The 15,258-nt window shown below is 60.6% G+C and carries 13 protein-coding genes and 1 other RNA gene; 10 read left to right on the plus strand and 4 right to left on the minus strand.

Annotated features, from left to right (window positions below):
• Positions 1-2: 2 nt before the first annotated feature.
• The 4 genes from C4N22_RS01905 to pta form a co-directional block, all read right to left on the minus strand.
• Entirely contained in the window at positions 3-341 is a 339-nt protein-coding gene (locus tag C4N22_RS01905; RefSeq protein ID WP_112147800.1) for a YbaB/EbfC family nucleoid-associated protein, read from the minus strand.
• A 26-nt stretch (positions 342-367) separates the two neighbouring features.
• Entirely contained in the window at positions 368-2,215 is a 1,848-nt protein-coding gene (gene dnaX, locus C4N22_RS01910; RefSeq protein WP_112147801.1) for a DNA polymerase III subunit gamma/tau, read from the minus strand.
• A 77-nt stretch (positions 2,216-2,292) separates the two neighbouring features.
• Positions 2,293-2,392: signal recognition particle sRNA small type (ffs, locus tag C4N22_RS01915), an RNA gene on the minus strand.
• A gap of 160 nt (positions 2,393-2,552) precedes the next feature.
• Complete coding sequence (pta, locus tag C4N22_RS01920; protein WP_112147802.1) at positions 2,553-3,578, minus strand: phosphate acetyltransferase; 1,026 nt, start codon at positions 3,576-3,578, stop codon at positions 2,553-2,555.
• Positions 3,579-3,906: 328 nt separating this feature from the next.
• Between pta and C4N22_RS01925 the strand changes: the two genes are divergently transcribed.
• The 10 genes from C4N22_RS01925 to malQ all read left to right on the plus strand — a co-directional run bounded on the left by C4N22_RS01925 (position 3,907) and on the right by malQ (position 15,019).
• Positions 3,907-4,188: a type II toxin-antitoxin system RelB/DinJ family antitoxin gene (locus C4N22_RS01925; protein WP_022257769.1), complete on the plus strand. Its 282-nt coding sequence runs from the start codon at positions 3,907-3,909 to the stop codon at positions 4,186-4,188.
• Positions 4,181-4,456 (plus strand): type II toxin-antitoxin system YafQ family toxin, encoded by a 276-nt coding sequence (locus C4N22_RS01930; protein ID WP_181567148.1) that lies wholly within the window; start codon positions 4,181-4,183, stop codon positions 4,454-4,456. Before C4N22_RS01925 ends, C4N22_RS01930 begins: the two co-directional genes overlap by 8 nt.
• A gap of 66 nt (positions 4,457-4,522) precedes the next feature.
• Positions 4,523-5,089, plus strand: a complete 567-nt coding sequence (locus C4N22_RS01935) for a uracil-DNA glycosylase (RefSeq protein ID WP_022257771.1) — start codon at positions 4,523-4,525, stop codon at positions 5,087-5,089.
• A gap of 66 nt (positions 5,090-5,155) precedes the next feature.
• A complete protein-coding gene (locus C4N22_RS01940) occupies positions 5,156-6,244 on the plus strand; it encodes a hypothetical protein (RefSeq protein WP_242980919.1) in 1,089 nt (362 codons plus the stop codon).
• A gap of 227 nt (positions 6,245-6,471) precedes the next feature.
• On the plus strand, positions 6,472-8,967 hold the full coding sequence (locus C4N22_RS01945) for an ATP-dependent DNA helicase (RefSeq protein WP_112147804.1): 2,496 nt from the start codon (positions 6,472-6,474) through the stop codon (positions 8,965-8,967).
• A gap of 326 nt (positions 8,968-9,293) precedes the next feature.
• Positions 9,294-10,313, plus strand: coding sequence for a LacI family DNA-binding transcriptional regulator (locus C4N22_RS01950; protein ID WP_112147805.1), 1,020 nt, complete (start codon positions 9,294-9,296; stop codon positions 10,311-10,313).
• Positions 10,314-10,400: 87 nt separating this feature from the next.
• Complete coding sequence (locus C4N22_RS01955) at positions 10,401-11,747, plus strand: ABC transporter substrate-binding protein (RefSeq protein WP_112147806.1); 1,347 nt, start codon at positions 10,401-10,403, stop codon at positions 11,745-11,747.
• A gap of 84 nt (positions 11,748-11,831) precedes the next feature.
• Positions 11,832-12,683, plus strand: coding sequence for a carbohydrate ABC transporter permease (locus C4N22_RS01960; RefSeq protein WP_112147807.1), 852 nt, complete (start codon positions 11,832-11,834; stop codon positions 12,681-12,683).
• A complete protein-coding gene (locus tag C4N22_RS01965) occupies positions 12,683-13,525 on the plus strand; it encodes a carbohydrate ABC transporter permease (RefSeq protein ID WP_022256471.1) in 843 nt (280 codons plus the stop codon). The genes C4N22_RS01960 and C4N22_RS01965 overlap by 1 nt, the downstream gene beginning before the upstream one ends.
• Positions 13,526-13,552: 27 nt before the next feature.
• Positions 13,553-15,019 (plus strand): 4-alpha-glucanotransferase, encoded by a 1,467-nt coding sequence (malQ, locus tag C4N22_RS01970; RefSeq protein ID WP_112147808.1) that lies wholly within the window; start codon positions 13,553-13,555, stop codon positions 15,017-15,019.
• Positions 15,020-15,258: the final 239 nt, after the last annotated feature.

Below are 15,258 nucleotides of genomic sequence, written 5' to 3' on the forward strand. Positions count from 1 at the left end.
GATCAGAGGCCGGGGATGTTCATGCCGCCGGTCAGCTTGCCCATCTCGGCTTCCGCGGTCTCGTCCACCTGCTTGACAGTGGCGTTGATGGCAGCCGCCACCAGGTCTTCCAGCATCTCAATGTCGTCCGGATCCACGGCCTCGGGCTTGATCGTGATGGACAGCACCTCGTGCTTGCCATTCATCTTGACGGTGACCATCTCACCGGAGGCGCTGCCGGTGTACTCGGCAGCTTCCAGCTCAGCCTGCTTCGCCTTCATATCCTCCTGCATCTTCTGAGCCTGACGCATCAGGGCGTTCACATCGGGGCGGCCAAAGCCTGCGGGCATTCTTGCTTTCATGATCATTTCTCCTTTAAAATGTTATTTTATGCTTTTTTCTTGCGATCGGTGTCCTCAATGGAGACATCGAGCCCCAACTGCTCCAGCTTGTGCAGGGACTCCTCCGCATTGGAGGCGGTCTTCCCTGCCGCTTTGGGCTCATAGGGGCCGATGGGCACTGCCACACCGGACACCTGGGCGATCAGCTTTTTGATGAGCTTCTGGCTATCCTTGTTGGCCCGGATGAAATCGCGGAACGTCTTACCGCCGTCGATCAGCACCCGGGTACCATCAAAGTAAGCCTTGGATTTTTTCAGGTAGGTATAGAGCATGGGGTCTTTTTCCTGTAACAGATGGATGACCTCGCTCCATTTGTCAAAGGGATTGATGCCGGCAGCCGCCACCTTGCGGGGCCGGTCAAGGGCGGGATCTGCCGCGCAGTCCGCTTTCGGCTGCTGCGGCATGGGAGCCGGGGCAGGCGTTGCGGGCGGTTCCGGAACCGGTTCGGCCAGCGGCATGGGCGGCGCGGGCTCTTCCCACGGGAGGGCGGCGGCGCTCTCCTGCACCGGCGGCTCTTCGGGGATGGGAGGAGCTTCCTCCTGTACGGCAGGGGCCGGGGCAGACTCCTGCGGGGCAGCGGGGGCAGCAACCACCGGGGCCGGGGCGACCGGAGCCTGCTGCACCGGGGCCGCAGGGGCGCTCACAAAGGGCTGCGGCTGGGCCTGTGCGGCCGCAAAGGGCCGGGGGGCTTCCGGAGCAGGGGCGGCAGAGGCACAGGCCGGAACGGCCTGGATCGGCTGCGCCACGGGCTGCAGCGGCTCTGCCAGATTGACCAGTGCCAGTTCCAGCTCAATGCGCTGGTCGCTGCCGCGGGCCATGTGCTCCAGCGCGTTGCCCAGCAGCCGGATGGCCCGGATGGGTTCCCGCTGGCCCAGCGCCGGGCCTTTTTGCAGATAGAGGGCTTCTTCCTCGGGCGAGACACCAGTCAGCAGCGCCTGCCCGCCGGGCAGGGCCGCCAGCATCAGGGCCCGGTAGTGGGCAATGAGCTCATCCGTCAGCCGCTTGATGTCCACCGAGTCCTGCTGCCGCAGCTGGGCCAGACAGGCCAGCGCCGTGGCGCCATCCTGGGCGGCAATGGCGTCCGAGATGCGGAACAGGTAGCTCCGGTCGGTCACGCCCGCCATCTTGCGGACAACGCTGGCGTCGATCTGGGAGGTCACACCCGCGCAGGTGTCCAGGATGGACAGCGCATCGCGCATGGCACCATCCGCCAGGCGGGAGATAAGCTCCGCGCCCTCGGTGGTCAGCTGCAGGTGCTCCTCCCCGGCGATGTACTCCACCCGCCGGGCAATGTCCTCCGGGACGATGCGGGCAAAATCATACCGCTGGCAGCGGGAGAGGATGGTCTCCGGCACTTTCTGGATCTCGGTCGTGGCCAGGATGAAGATGACGTGGGCGGGCGGCTCCTCCAGCGTTTTGAGCAGGGCGTTGAACGCCGCCGTCGAGAGCATGTGCACCTCGTCGATGATATATACTTTATACCGGCACTCGCTGGGGGTGTAGGCCGTCTCATCCCGCAGGCCGCGGATATCGTCCACGCCGTTGTTGGAGGCCGCGTCCATCTCCACCACGTCCAGGATGCTGCCGTCGTCGATGCCGCGGCAGATGGAGCACTGGCAGCAGGGGTCGCCGTCGTGGGGGTTGAGGCAGTTGACCGCCTTGGCAAAGATCTTGGCGCAGGTGGTCTTGCCCGTGCCGCGCACGCCTGTAAACAGGTAGGCGTGGCCAACGCGCCCGGCGGCCACCTGGTTGCGCAGCGCGGTCACCGTGCCGTGCTGGGCCACCACATCCTCAAACCGCTGGGGTCTCCACTTGCGGTACAACGCGCGATACATCCGGCTCTCCTCCTTTGACAATAAAAAATCGGACAGCGCTGACGGGGTTTGACCCCCGCCTTGCGTAACTCGGCATACGGATGCAGGCTGACTGAAACGCACGGGGCGCGCCGCTTAAGGCTGCTTGGTTCCCCACCTGACCTGGTTCACAACGGCCCCATCGTACAGGGCCCGCATCCGTATGCCGAACCACGCAGCAGGCGCTGTCCGACATGACACATCTTTGATGTGCTTGGTTATTGTATCATACTTTGGGGCAGATTGCAAGAGGGCAGCAAAAGAGCCCCGCCGGAAAAAACTCCGGCGGGGCTCTGATATCCGTCTAGCAGGTAATCAATCAGGACTGGCAGGCAGTGATCAGGCTCATCTTGTAGACCTCGTCCGCGTTGCAGCCGCGGGACAGGTCGTTGATGGGAGCGTTCAGGCCCTGCAGGATGGGGCCGTAAGCAGCATAGCCGCCCAGACGCTGTGCGATCTTATAGCCGATGTTGCCGGCCTCGATGCAGGGGAAGATAAAGGTGTTGGCCTGGCCAGCGACCTTGCTGCCCTTGCACTTGACCTGAGCGACCTCGGGAGCAACGGCAGCGTCAAACTGCAGCTCGCCGTCCACAGCCAGCTCGGGGTCCATCTCCTGAGCCTTGATGACTGCATCGTGGCTCAGAGCAACGGTGCCGCCCTTGCCGGAGCCCTTGGTGGAGAAGCTCAGGACAGCCACTTTCGGATCGATGCCGAACAGCTTTGCGGTCTTGGCGGTCTCGATGGCCACCTCAGCCAGCTTTGCGGAAGCAGAGACCTTGACCTCGCCGGTAACCTTGTCCACGGTATCGGTGTAGTCGATGTTGACAGCGCAGTCGCCCATGGCAATGCGCTTCAGGCCCTCTTCGCCGCAGTCGCGGTCCAGGATGAAGCAGGAGCTCACCAGATGCGCGCCTTTCTTGGTCTTGACCAGCTGCAGAGCGGGGCGGATGGTATCAGCGGTGGAGTAGGTAGCGCCGCCCAGCAGGCAGTCAGCCTTGCCCATCTTGACCAGCATGGTGCCGAAGTAGTTGGACTTCTTCAGCAGAGCAGTGCACTCCTCAGCGGACTGCTTGCCCTTGCGCAGCTCGACCATGGTGTTGACCATCTCATCGAAGCCTGCGTAGTTCTCAGGGTCGATGATCTCGGCAGCGGAAATATCATAGTTGCCAGCAGCAGCGGCAGCCTTGCACTCTGCCTCATTGCCGACCATAACCACTTTCAGCACGCCCTCAGCCAGCAGCTTGCTTGCGGCCTCCAGGATGCGGGGGTCATTGCCCTCGGTAAAAACGATCGTCTTGGGGTTCGCTTTCAGCTGGGCTACCAGCGGTGCAAACATATCAGCCATTGTGATTACCTCCGAAATAACTTTTGCAATTTTTCCTGGGCGCACAGGAGCGCCCTCTTTTTTATTCTAGCACAGAGTCAGAAAACTTCAAGACAAAACCGCAATTTTGTGGTATATTAATTCCAGAAATTCATCACAGGTTTGTGAAATGTTTGTCATTTAATTTGTTAAGAAACAGACGATGCTTCCCCCGTCGAACTGTTTTACGGGCTATAACCTCTTTCTTTTTCCGTTCTATATTTTACATGCACATCATGCGCATAATATGTTGACATTTCTCTCAAATATGCTATATTGATCATAGAATACTTGTATGGAGGTTTTCGATATGGCAAGAACAAGCACCAATATCAGTCTTGACCCGGAGCTCAAGCGTTCCAGTCAGGAATTGTTTGCCGATCTCGGCATTGACCTTTCCACCGCGATCACTCTTTTTCTCAAGCAGTCTCTCCGTGTCCAGGGCCTTCCCTTTGCTGTCACTCGGGAGAATCCCAATGCAGAAACGGCAGCCGCGCTGAACGAGTATGTCGAGATGAAAGCACACCCAGAAAAGTATAAGCGCTACGCTTCTTTTCAGGATGCCATGAATGAGGTACTCTCGGATGCTTGATGTCGTTCTTTCCAACCGCTTCAAGAAAGACCTCAAGCTCGCTGCCAAACGCGGCCTTGATCTGGATGCGCTCAACGCCATCGTCGATCAGCTTGCCGCCGGGCAGCCTCTGCCGGACAAAAACCGTGACCATGCCCTGACCGGTGATTATATCGGCTTTCGCGAATGTCATATCCGGCCGGACTGGCTTCTCGTTTATCGTGTCGATGGGGAAGACTTGATCCTCTTTCTTTTCCGCACCGGCAGCCACACCGATCTATTCGATTGAACCGACAGCAGGCAGTTCCCGGACTGTCTGCTTTTTGTCATTTTATAAAGAGTAAGGAACGAAGCTATGGATCTTGAAACGTTACGCACCCAATGCCTCTCCTGCACCCGTTGCCCGCTGCACACCACCCGCACCAACGTGGTGTTCGGGCAGGGCGTACCCACGGCCGAAGTGCTGTTTGTGGGCGAGGGCCCCGGCCAGAGCGAGGATGAGCAGGGCCTGCCTTTTGTGGGCCGCAGCGGCCAGCTGCTGGATAAATACCTGTTTGCCATCGACCTGGACCGGAACCAGAACTGCTACATCGCCAACATCGTCAAGTGCCGCCCGCCCCAGAACCGCGACCCGCTCCCGGCCGAGAGCGAGGCCTGTATGCCCTGGCTGCGGGAGCAGTTCCGCATCTTGCAGCCCAAGATCGTGGTCTGCCTGGGCCGCATTGCCGCCCAGCGGATGATCCGGGCGGATTTCTCCGTGACCAAAGAGCACGGCACCTTTATTGAAAAAGGCGGCATTTGGTTCATGGGCACGTTCCACCCCGCCGCCCTGCTCCGCCAGAAGCAGAATAAACCGGACGCCTTTGCGGATTTCCTGGCCCTGCGGGAGAAGATCGGGCAGGTGTGCGAGCACACTTACTGATCCATGGAGGAAACACAATCCGCCCCGCTTTTGCATAGCTTTATAGCAAAAGCGAGGTGTTCTCTCATGATGCAGACCACGAGCAAAACCGTTGATTTCTTCCTCGGTGCCACCACGCCCGCCGGGTTCAAAGGCTATTTTGAGCCCCTGCGGCGGGAGCCGGGGATACAGATGTATCTCATCAAAAGCGGGCCAGGCTGCGGCAAATCCACCCTGATGAAGCAGCTGGCCCAAAAGGCCGAGCAGCAGGGCCAGTCCATTGAGCGGGTGCACTGCGCCAGCGACCCGGACAGTCTGGACGGGGTGGTGTTTCTGGGGCAGCGGGCCGCCATCGTGGACGCCACCGCACCCCATGTATTGGAACCGGACGCCCCGGGGGCCGACGAGATCGTTGTCAGTCTCTATCACACCATCCGGGCCGAGGCCCTGGCTCCCCACCGCGAGGAAGTCAAAGCCCTGTTCCGGCGCAACGCGCAGCTGCGGGCCCGGGCCGCGCGATATGTAGCCTCCGCCGGGAGTTTGCTGCTGGACAGCCGCCGGGCCGAGGCCTGCAGTACCAACTTTGAAAAAGTCCGCCGTTATGTCAAGCGGCTCTGCACCCGGGTGCTGCCCCGGTGCCCGGACGACTGCTCCCCCAGCGAGGAGCTGCGTCTGCTCTCGGCCATCACCCCCAAGGGGATGGTCTTTTACAAGGGCACCGTGCAGGCTCTGGCCGACCGCTGCATCGTCTTCCGGGACGATTACGGGGCCGTCTCCCGGCTGCTGCTGGAACTCATCCGGGCCGAAGCGCTGGCCCGGGGGTATCACATCATCACCTGCCCCTGTGCCATGCACCCGGAGGATAAGATCGACCACATTCTCATCCCCTCCCTGCGGCTGGCGTTCCTCACGGACAACAGCTGGCACCCGGTGCAGCTGCCCGGCGTGCAGGCCGTGCGGTGCACCCGATTCCTGGACCGGGAAAATCTGGCCCGGTGCCGGGCCCGGCTGCGGTTCAACGAGCGAGCCGCCAACGAGCTGCTGGAACAGGCCGTTGCCCTGATGGCACAGGCCAAAAGCTGCCACGATGAGCTGGAAACCTACTACCGCGCGGCGGTGGATTTTGAGGCCGTCAATGCAGAGGTGCAGAAATGCGCTGAGATGCTGCAACTATGAGGATATGTTCTCTTTTGTCCCCAAAAGAGAACCAGAAAAGGGCCGCTAGTTTCGAGGCGCGGGGCACGAATCAGGGGCTGCTCGCCCCTAATAACCCCATTTATGTTTGCTACACTGAAAAATTTGGGAGATTCACGCATTCGCGTGAAGATCTCTGTCCAAATTTTCCAGCTTCGCTGATTTGCTGCTTTGCAGCAGATGTTATGTTGTTGTAAGAGGAAAACAGGATGGCTGAAGTAAAGCTCTCAGTGCGGGAGCTGGTAGAGTTTTTATTACGGACGGGCAGCATCGACAGCCGCTTTGCGGGGTTCGACCGGGCCAACGAGGGGGCCCGCATCCACCGCAAGCTTCAAAAGGCCGCCGGGGAAGGCTATCAGGCGGAAGTCTTCCTCTCCGAAACCCGGGAGGTGGACGGCATCCCGTTCACCATCGAGGGCCGGGCCGACGGCATTTTCCAGAGCGAGGACGGCGTGACCGTCATCGACGAAATCAAAACCACCGCCATCCCCACGGACGAAATTCAGGAGGACGGCAACCCCTGCCACTGGGCACAGGGGATGGTCTACGGGGCCATCTATGCCAAACAGCAGGGCCTGCCCCGGCTGGATGTCCGGCTGACCTATTACCAGATCGACACCGACGAGATCGTCCGGTTTCCCCGACATTTCACGCAGGAAGAACTGGACGCGTTCTTCGAAGGTCTGCTGCGGCAGTACGCCCCCTGGGCCCGGCGCCAGCTGGACTGGGACACCCGCCGGGCTGCCAGTCTGAACGCCCTGCGCTTCCCCTTTGAAACGTACCGGCCCGGGCAGCGGGCTCTTGCCGGGGAAATCTACCGGGCCTGCAAGGCGGGCGGCAAAGGCGGGGCCCGGCTCTTCTGCCAGGCCCCCACCGGCATCGGCAAGACCATGAGCGCCCTCTTCCCGGCACTGAAAGCCATGGGCGAGGGCCACGGCGAAAAGCTCTTTTACCTCACGGCCCGCAACACCACCCAGGCCGCTGCCGAGGACGCCCTTGCCCGGCTGCGGGCCTCAGCCCCGGAGCTGGCCCTGCGCAGCGTGACCCTGACGGCCAAGGAGAAAGCCTGTCTGTGCAGGGACGCCGAGGGTCATCCCGCCTGTCTGCCGGAGCTCTGCCCCTACGCCAACGGCTACTACGACCGCCTCAAAACGGCCCTCTCTGCCCTTCTGGACGGCGGCAGCGGCTGTTTTGACCGGACCGTGCTGGCCGAGACGGGCCGGAAATTCTCGGTCTGCCCTTTTGAGCTGGGGCTGGACCTGAGCGAGTGGTGCGACGTGGTCATCGGGGATTACAACTATCTGTTTGACCCGGTGGTAAGGCTCCGCCGCTTCTTCGATGCCTCCGGTGACTGGCTCTTCCTCATCGACGAGGCCCACAACCTGCCCGACCGGGCCCGGGCCATGTACTCCGCCAGCTTTTCCAAGGCCAGCCTCACCGAGGCCAAGCGCTCTCTGGGCCCGGGCAAAAGCGCCCTCAAAACGGCCCTGCGCAAGGCTGACAAGGCCTTTCTGGAAGCGCGGCGGGCTGTGGCGGAGCTGGCCCCCCGGCACGGCACCCTGCCCGCGGAAGCTGCCCCCGCCGAGGCCAAACAGACCAGCCTGCTGGACGCCCCGGAGACGGAAACCGCATTCGCGCTGCCGGAGCCGCTTTTTGCGGAGGACGGCACGGTCTTTTTTCGGGAGCTGCCCGCCGGGCTGTTAAAGCCCCTGCAGGCCCTGACAGCTCCCCTGCAGGACTGGCTGGAGCAGCACCCGGACGCCGAGGCCCACACAGCCTTGCTCGACCTTTATTTTAAGGTACAGGACATCCTGCGGGCGGCAGAGCGGTACGACGAGCACTTTACCGCCCAGCTGACGGCCTATGGCAGCGCGCTGGATTTCCACATCCTCTGCCTGGACCCGGCCCCCTTTGTGGACGCCAGCCTCAGCGGCGGGCGGGCCGCCGCCCTGTTCAGCGCAACGCTGACCCCGCCGGGCTACTACCGGAATGTGTTGGGCTGCCCGGACGCCCGGGCCGTGGCGCTGGAAAGCCCGTTCCCGCCCCAGCACCTGGGGCTCTACTGCCTGCCCTCCATCTCCACCCGGTATCGGGACCGGGAGGCCAGCATCCGCCCCCTCTCCGACGCGCTGGCGGCCATGGCAAAAGGCAAAGTGGGCAACTATCTGGCGTTTTTCCCCAGTTACGCCTACCTGCGGCAGGTGTACGAGGATTTCACGGCCCGCTACCCGGACATCCCCACGCTGGCACAGGAGAGCGGACTGGACGACGCCGGGCGGGCGGCCTTTCTGGCCCGGTTTGCGCCCCACCCGGAAAAGACTCTGCTAGGCTTCGGGGTGCTGGGCGGCATCTTCGGGGAGGGGGTCGATTTAGCGGGGGACCGCCTCATCGGGTGCGCCATCGTGGGGGTGGGCCTGCCCCAGGTGAACCCCCGGCAGGAGATGCTCCGCCGCTATTACGACGCGGCCCCCGGCGGCACCGGCTTTGACTACGCCTACCGCTGCCCGGGCATGAACAAGGTCTTACAGGCGGCAGGGCGGGTCATCCGCACCAGCGAAGATAAAGGCGTGGTTCTTTTGCTGGATGACCGCTTTGCCCGCAGCGAGTATACCCGGCTGTTCCCCCGTCACTGGGGGCACCTGCAATATCTGCAAAACACTCAGGCCCTCTCGGAAGCATTGAACGCTTTCTGGAAGCAGCCTTGATCTTCCCGGCATCGGTACCGACGAGAAATCGGTCACGGTGTCGGGATTTTTTCTGTCTAATTTTTCCAATTTCATCCGTGAAAAGTAACAAAACGGTACGGTTCTCCCGGAGTTTTTGATGATTCCCGGAAATTACCGGGAACATTCTTTAGTTTCGCTTTCTCGGCAGATCAACCTGCACAAAGACGGGTTGATCTGTTAGACAAAATTGCCAAAAGTGATTCCGACCGATTGATTTTTTGTGCGGATTGTGCCATACTATAGCCACTGGAAACGTTCCCGACACCGTTCCCGAAGATTTTCCAAAAAACGAGGTGCTTCTCCCCATGCCGAATCTGACGATCAAAGATATCGCCCGCATCAGCGGCTGCTCGGTCAGCACCATCTCCCGCGTCATCAATGACCGCCCCGACGTGCGGCCCGAGACCAAGGAGCACGTTTTAAAAGTCATGCGGGAAGCCGGGTTCGTCCCCAACACCAACGCCCGCCAGCTCAAGATCCAGCAGTCGCGGAGCGTGGTCTTTGTGGTCAAGGGCACCCGCAACCTCTTCTTCTCGGACTTCCTGGTCCAGCTGCAGCGGGCGGCCACCCTGTACGGCTACAACGGCATCATCTCCTACATCGACGAAAACGCCAACGAGATCGACGCGGCCGAAAAGATCCTGCGGGAGATCAAGCCCAAGGGCATCATCTTTCTGGGCGGTAGCGTAGCCAATTTCCAGAATGGCTTTTCCAGCATCTCCGTCCCCGCGGTGCTGGCCACTCTCGTTTCGGACGAGCTCCACTTCCCCAACCTTTCCATGGTGGGCGTGGATGACCGGGCGGCGGCCCATACCGCCGTGGCCCACCTCATCGCACAGGGGCACAGCAAGATCGCGGTGTTGGGCGGCCCCGCCACCAGTTTTCCCAGCCGGATGCGCCGCCTGGGCGCGCAGGATGCCATGGAGCAGGCGGGCCTCACCTTTGATGACCGGCTCTACGGCCTCTCCAACTACGATTTTGAATCCGCCTACCACGCCATGAACAGCCTGCTGGCACGCCGGGCCGAGTTTACCGCCCTGTTTGCCATGAGCGATGTCATCGCGTTTGGTGCCATCCGGGCGCTGGTCAGCGCCGGGTTCCGGGTGCCGCAGGATGTCTCCGTCATCGGCTTTGACGGGATTACGATGTCCCGCTACTGTGTCCCGGTCATGACCACCATCGTCCAGCCCAGCGAGCAGATCGCGCTCCAGAGCATTGAGCTTCTGATCAATCAGATCGAGCACGGGGCCCCGGCTCAGACCATCACCCTGCAGCCCGAGCTGCAGCAGGGCGAAAGCGTCTGCCCCTGCCGCCACCCGCTCTAATATTTCTTTTGATTTCCTGCCGCTCCCTGTGGGCGGCAAGTAAAATAGCACCTCATAATTTTTCAATAATGAAGAAGGAGAATAATTATGAAAAAGATGATCTCTCGTCGTAACTTCCTGAAAGCCGCTGGTGTTTCCGCTGCTGCTCTGGGTCTGGCTGCCTGCGGCGGCTCTTCCAGCAGCACCGCTGCTTCCACGGCCACTTCTACCGCTGCTTCCAGCACCGCTGCTGCTTCCGGCGCTTCCGGCAAGGTCTACTACCTGAACTTCAAGCCCGAGCAAGATCAGGATTGGCAGGATCTGGCCGCTGAGTACACCAAGGAGACCGGCGTGCCTGTCACCGTCGTGACTGCCGCTTCCGGCCAGTACGAGACCACCCTGATGAGCGAGATGGAGAAGAGCGAAGCTCCCACCCTGTTCCAGGTCAACGGCCCTGTGGGTCTGGCCAACTGGAAAGATTACTGCCTGGACCTGTCCGACAGCAAGCTCTACGGCGAGCTGACCAGTGACTCCTTTGCCCTGAAAGACGGCGACGCCGTTACCAGTATCGCATACGTCATCGAGACTTACGGCATCATCTACAACAAAGAGCTGCTGAGCGCCGCCGGTTACACCCAGGACGACATCAAGGGCTTTGATGACCTGAAGAAGGTCGCTGATGACATCCAGGCACGCAAGGCCGAGCTGGGCGTGGACGGTGCTTTCACCTCCGCCGGCATGGATAGCTCTTCCGACTGGCGCTTCAAGACCCATCTGGCAAACCTGCCCATCTACTATGAGTACAAGGCAGACGGCATTGGTTCCACCGACGCCATCAAGGGCACCTATCTGGACAACTACAAGCAGATTTGGGATCTGTACATCACCGATTCCACCTGTGACCCCAAGCTGCTGGCCTCCAAGACTGGCAACGACGCCGTGGCTGAGTTTGTGGGCAAGAAGGCTGTGTTCTACCAGAACGGCACTTGGGCTTACAATGACGTGAAGGATCTGGGTGACGACAACCTGGGTATGCTGCCCATCTACATCGGTGTGGACGGCGAGGAGAATCAGGGCCTGTGCACCGGTTCCGAGAACTTCTGGTGCGTGAACAACACCTCTTCGGACGAAGACATCCAGGCGACTCTGGACTTCCTGTACTGGTGTGTCACCTCTGAGGCCGGCACCAGCGCGATGGCTGACAAGATGGGCTTCGTCATCCCCTTCAAGAAGGCTAAGGACTCCACCAACCCCCTGATCACCATTGCAAACGATTATGTGGCCGCTGGCAAGACCAGTGTGGACTGGTGCTTCTCCACCATGCCTTCCGAGGAGTGGAAGAACGGCGTGGGCAGCGCGCTGACCGCTTATGCCGCAGGCACCGGCGATTGGAATGCCGTCACCACCGCCTTTGTGGACGGCTGGGCCAAGGAGTATAAGCTGGCCAACGGCTAAGCTCCCCCATCGTTTCTAACACCTGACTTGCAAAAGGAGGCGGGCGAATGGTTCGCCCGCCTCCCTCTTTTTTGGAGGTATATCATGCAAAAGGCCATCAGCAAATATTGGCCGGTGTTCGTGCTGCCTACCCTGATCGCGTTCATCATCGGCTTTATCTGGCCCTTTATCTGGGGCATTTATCTGTCGTTCCAGCGGTTCACCACCGTCAGCAAGACCACGTTCGTGGGCATCCAGAACTACATCAGCGTGTTCCAGGATTCCACGTTCCTCCACGCGTTCGGCTTCACGGCGGCGTTCACCGTGGTGTCCACCGTCCTCATCAACGTCTGCGCCTTTGCCATCGCGCTGGTGCTCACCCGGGGCATCAAGGGCACCAACCTCTTCCGCACCGTCTTCTTCATGCCCAACCTGATCGGCGGCATCCTGCTGGGCTACATCTGGCAGATCCTGCTCAACGGCGTGCTGGCCAACCTGCAAAAGCCCCTGCTGGCCCTGGATGCCAGATACGGCTTCATCGGTCTGGTCATCCTGATGTGCTGGCAGCAGATCGGCTACATGATGATCATTTATGTGGCCGGCCTGCAGAGCGTCCCCGGCGATCTCATCGAAGCCGCCAAGATCGACGGTGCCAACGACCGGGAGATCCTGTTCAAGATCAAGCTCCCCATGGTCATGCCCAGCGTTACCATCTGCACGTTCCTCACCCTGACCAACAGCTTCAAGCTGTTTGACCAGAACGTTGCCCTGACGGGCGGCGAGCCCGCCAACATGAGCGAGATGCTGGCTCTGAACATCTACAACACGTTCTATGGCCGCTCCGGCGCCCAGTGGAAAGGCATTGGCCAGGCAAAGGCCGCGGTCTTCTTCCTCATCGTCGTCGTCATCTCGCTGGCCCAGCTTCATTTCACCCGCTCTAAGGAGGTGCAGCAGTAATGTCCAAACAGCGTAAAGCCTGGGATACCGTCCTTGCAGTGGTCATGATCCTGCTCTGCCTGCTCTGGGTCTACCCCATCGTTCTGATCTTAATTAACAGTCTCAAGGTGGAGGGCACGTTCACCACCTCCACCGTCTTCCAGCTGCCCACCAAAGAGACGTTTGCGGGCCTGTCCAACTACGTCTACGGCGTCTTCAAGATGAACTTCCTCTCCAGCCTGGGCTACAGCCTGCTCATCACGGTGTCCAGCGTGGTGCTCATCCTGCTGTGCTGCTCCATGACGGGCTGGTACCTCACCCGTGTCAACAACAAGCTCAGCAAGTTCATGAACCTGCTCATCGTCTTCTCCATGGTCGTGCCATTCCAGATGGTCATGTTCACCCTGTCCAAAACGGCGGACACCCTCAAGCTGAACACCCCGTGGAACATCTGCATCATCTATCTGGGCTTCGGCGCGGGCCTGGCCGTCTTCATGTTCACCGGCTTCATGAAGAGCGTCCCCATTGAGATCGAGGAGGCCGCCATGATCGACGGCTGCAACCCCCTCCAGATCTTCTTCAAGGTCGTTTTCCCCATCCTCAAGCCGACCATGATCTCCACCGCCATTCTGGAGACCATGTGGGTCTGGAACGACTACCTCCTGCCCACGCTGGTGCTGGACATCAAGAAATACCGCACCATCCCCATGGCCATCCAGTACTTCCGCGGCGGCTATGGCCGCGTGGAGCTGGCCCCCATGATGGCCTGCATCATCATTGCCATCATCCCCATCATCATCCTATACATGACCTGCCAGAAGTACATCATCGAGGGCGTCGTGGCAGGCGCTGTCAAAGGTTAATCTCAACACGACAAGGAGGGTTCCAAAATGCGTGCATGCGGCATCCTGATGCCCGTGTTCAGCCTGCCAGGCCCCTTTGGCATTGGCACACTGGGCAAAGAAGCATTCGCGTTTGTGGATTTTCTGGCCGGAGCGAAGCAGACCTATTGGCAGATCCTGCCCATTGGCCCGACCGGCTACGGAGACAGCCCTTACCAGAGCTTTTCCGCTTTCGCAGGCAACCCCTATTTCATTGATTACCGGCTGCTGGTCGAGCAGGGTCTCCTGACCCAGGCCGAGCTGCCCGCCCCCCAGCCTGTGGGTGCCATTGATTATGGTGCCCTCTACCGCGAGCGCCCGCTGGTGCTGAAAAAGGCCGCCGACCGGCTGCTGGCCTCCCCCACGGAGGCCTACCACACGTTCTGCACCAGGCAGGACTTCTGGCTGGAGGATTACGCCCTGTTCATGGCCATCAAGGCCGAGCAACATCAGGCAGGCCTCGCCGACTGGCCGGATGCTCTGCGCACCCGTCAGCCGGAAGCACTGGCCGCCGCCCGGGCCCGGCTGGCGGAGCAGGTGGATTATCACAAGGCCGTGCAGTTCTTCTTCTACACCCAGTGGAACGCCCTCAAGGCCTATGCCAATGCAAAAGGCGTTCAGCTGGTGGGTGACATTCCCATCTATGTCAGCCCGGATTCCAGCGACCTGTGGACCCACCCGGAGCTCTTCCAGACCGATGGGCAGGTCCACCTGACCCAGGTGGCCGGCTGCCCGCCAGACGCCTTTGCCGCCGACGGCCAGCTCTGGGGCAACCCGCTCTACGACTGGCCCAAGCATCAGGCCACGGACTTTGCCTGGTGGAAGCGCCGGATGCAGCACGCCACCTCCATTTACAACGTGGTCCGCATCGACCACTTCCGCGGCTTTGAGAGCTACTACTCCATCCCCGCCGGGAACAAAACGGCAGCGGGCGGCCACTGGGAAAAGGGCCCTGACCGTGCGTTCATCCAGGCCATGCACGAGTGTCTGGGCGAGGGCGGCATCATTGCCGAGGACCTGGGCTACCTGACCCCGGAGGTCAAAGCCATGCTGGCCGCCAGCGGCTACCCGGGCATGAAGATCATGCAATTTGCCTTTGACCGCCGGGAGCCGGGCAACTACCTGCCCTACACCTACCCTGCCAACAGCGTGGTCTACACCGGCACGCACGATAACGTCACCACCGAGGGCTGGCAGCAGACTGCCGCCCCCGAGGATGTGGCCTACGCCTGCCGTTATCTGCGCTGCACGCCGGGCACCCTCACTGAGGCCATGATCTCCGCCTGCCTCGCCAGTGCTTCGGATATGGCAATCATCCCTTTCGCAGACTGGCTTCATCTGGGCGCGGAGGCCCGCATCAACACCCCCAGCACCCAGGGTGCCAACTGGCAGTGGCGGCTGGCCCAGCCCCTCCCTGACGGCCTGGACGGCCATATTGCAGAGCTGACCCGGCTCTACGACCGTGCTCCCGCCTGACGGGAAATTTCCGAAACGCTATTTTCTTCATTTTCTCCCCATAAAACCGCCGCGTTGCCTGCTCTGTTCCCAGAGCCAGGAGTGGCGGTTTTTCTGTTCTATCGCAATGTTCATAAATAGTGCCTATCAAAACGGCATATTTGCGATATGCAGTTTGCGGATGTTGCTTGTGCGTTAAAAACGCAAACTGCTATAAAATGCATCCAGCGCAAATTTTACACAACATTTTTTCACCATCC

It is taken from the genome of Faecalibacterium prausnitzii (assembly GCF_003287495.1).
Classification (GTDB): domain Bacteria; phylum Bacillota; class Clostridia; order Oscillospirales; family Ruminococcaceae; genus Faecalibacterium; species Faecalibacterium prausnitzii_I.

Coding starts and splice junctions, on each gene's coding strand:
- C4N22_RS01960 (WP_112147807.1), top strand. CDS start 11,832: ATGCAAAAGGCCATCAGCAAATATTGGCCGGTGTTCGTGCTGCCTACC.
- C4N22_RS01925 (WP_022257769.1), top strand. CDS start 3,907: ATGGCAAGAACAAGCACCAATATCAGTCTTGACCCGGAGCTCAAGCGT.
- C4N22_RS01965 (WP_022256471.1), top strand. CDS start 12,683: ATGTCCAAACAGCGTAAAGCCTGGGATACCGTCCTTGCAGTGGTCATG.
- C4N22_RS01935 (WP_022257771.1), top strand. CDS start 4,523: ATGGATCTTGAAACGTTACGCACCCAATGCCTCTCCTGCACCCGTTGC.
- C4N22_RS01945 (WP_112147804.1), top strand. CDS start 6,472: ATGGCTGAAGTAAAGCTCTCAGTGCGGGAGCTGGTAGAGTTTTTATTA.
- dnaX (WP_112147801.1), bottom strand. CDS start 2,215: ATGTATCGCGCGTTGTACCGCAAGTGGAGACCCCAGCGGTTTGAGGAT.
- malQ (WP_112147808.1), top strand. CDS start 13,553: ATGCGTGCATGCGGCATCCTGATGCCCGTGTTCAGCCTGCCAGGCCCC.
- C4N22_RS01940 (WP_242980919.1), top strand. CDS start 5,156: ATGATGCAGACCACGAGCAAAACCGTTGATTTCTTCCTCGGTGCCACC.
- C4N22_RS01905 (WP_112147800.1), bottom strand. CDS start 341: ATGAAAGCAAGAATGCCCGCAGGCTTTGGCCGCCCCGATGTGAACGCC.
- C4N22_RS01955 (WP_112147806.1), top strand. CDS start 10,401: ATGAAAAAGATGATCTCTCGTCGTAACTTCCTGAAAGCCGCTGGTGTT.
- pta (WP_112147802.1), bottom strand. CDS start 3,578: ATGGCTGATATGTTTGCACCGCTGGTAGCCCAGCTGAAAGCGAACCCC.
- C4N22_RS01950 (WP_112147805.1), top strand. CDS start 9,294: ATGCCGAATCTGACGATCAAAGATATCGCCCGCATCAGCGGCTGCTCG.
- C4N22_RS01930 (WP_181567148.1), top strand. CDS start 4,181: ATGCTTGATGTCGTTCTTTCCAACCGCTTCAAGAAAGACCTCAAGCTC.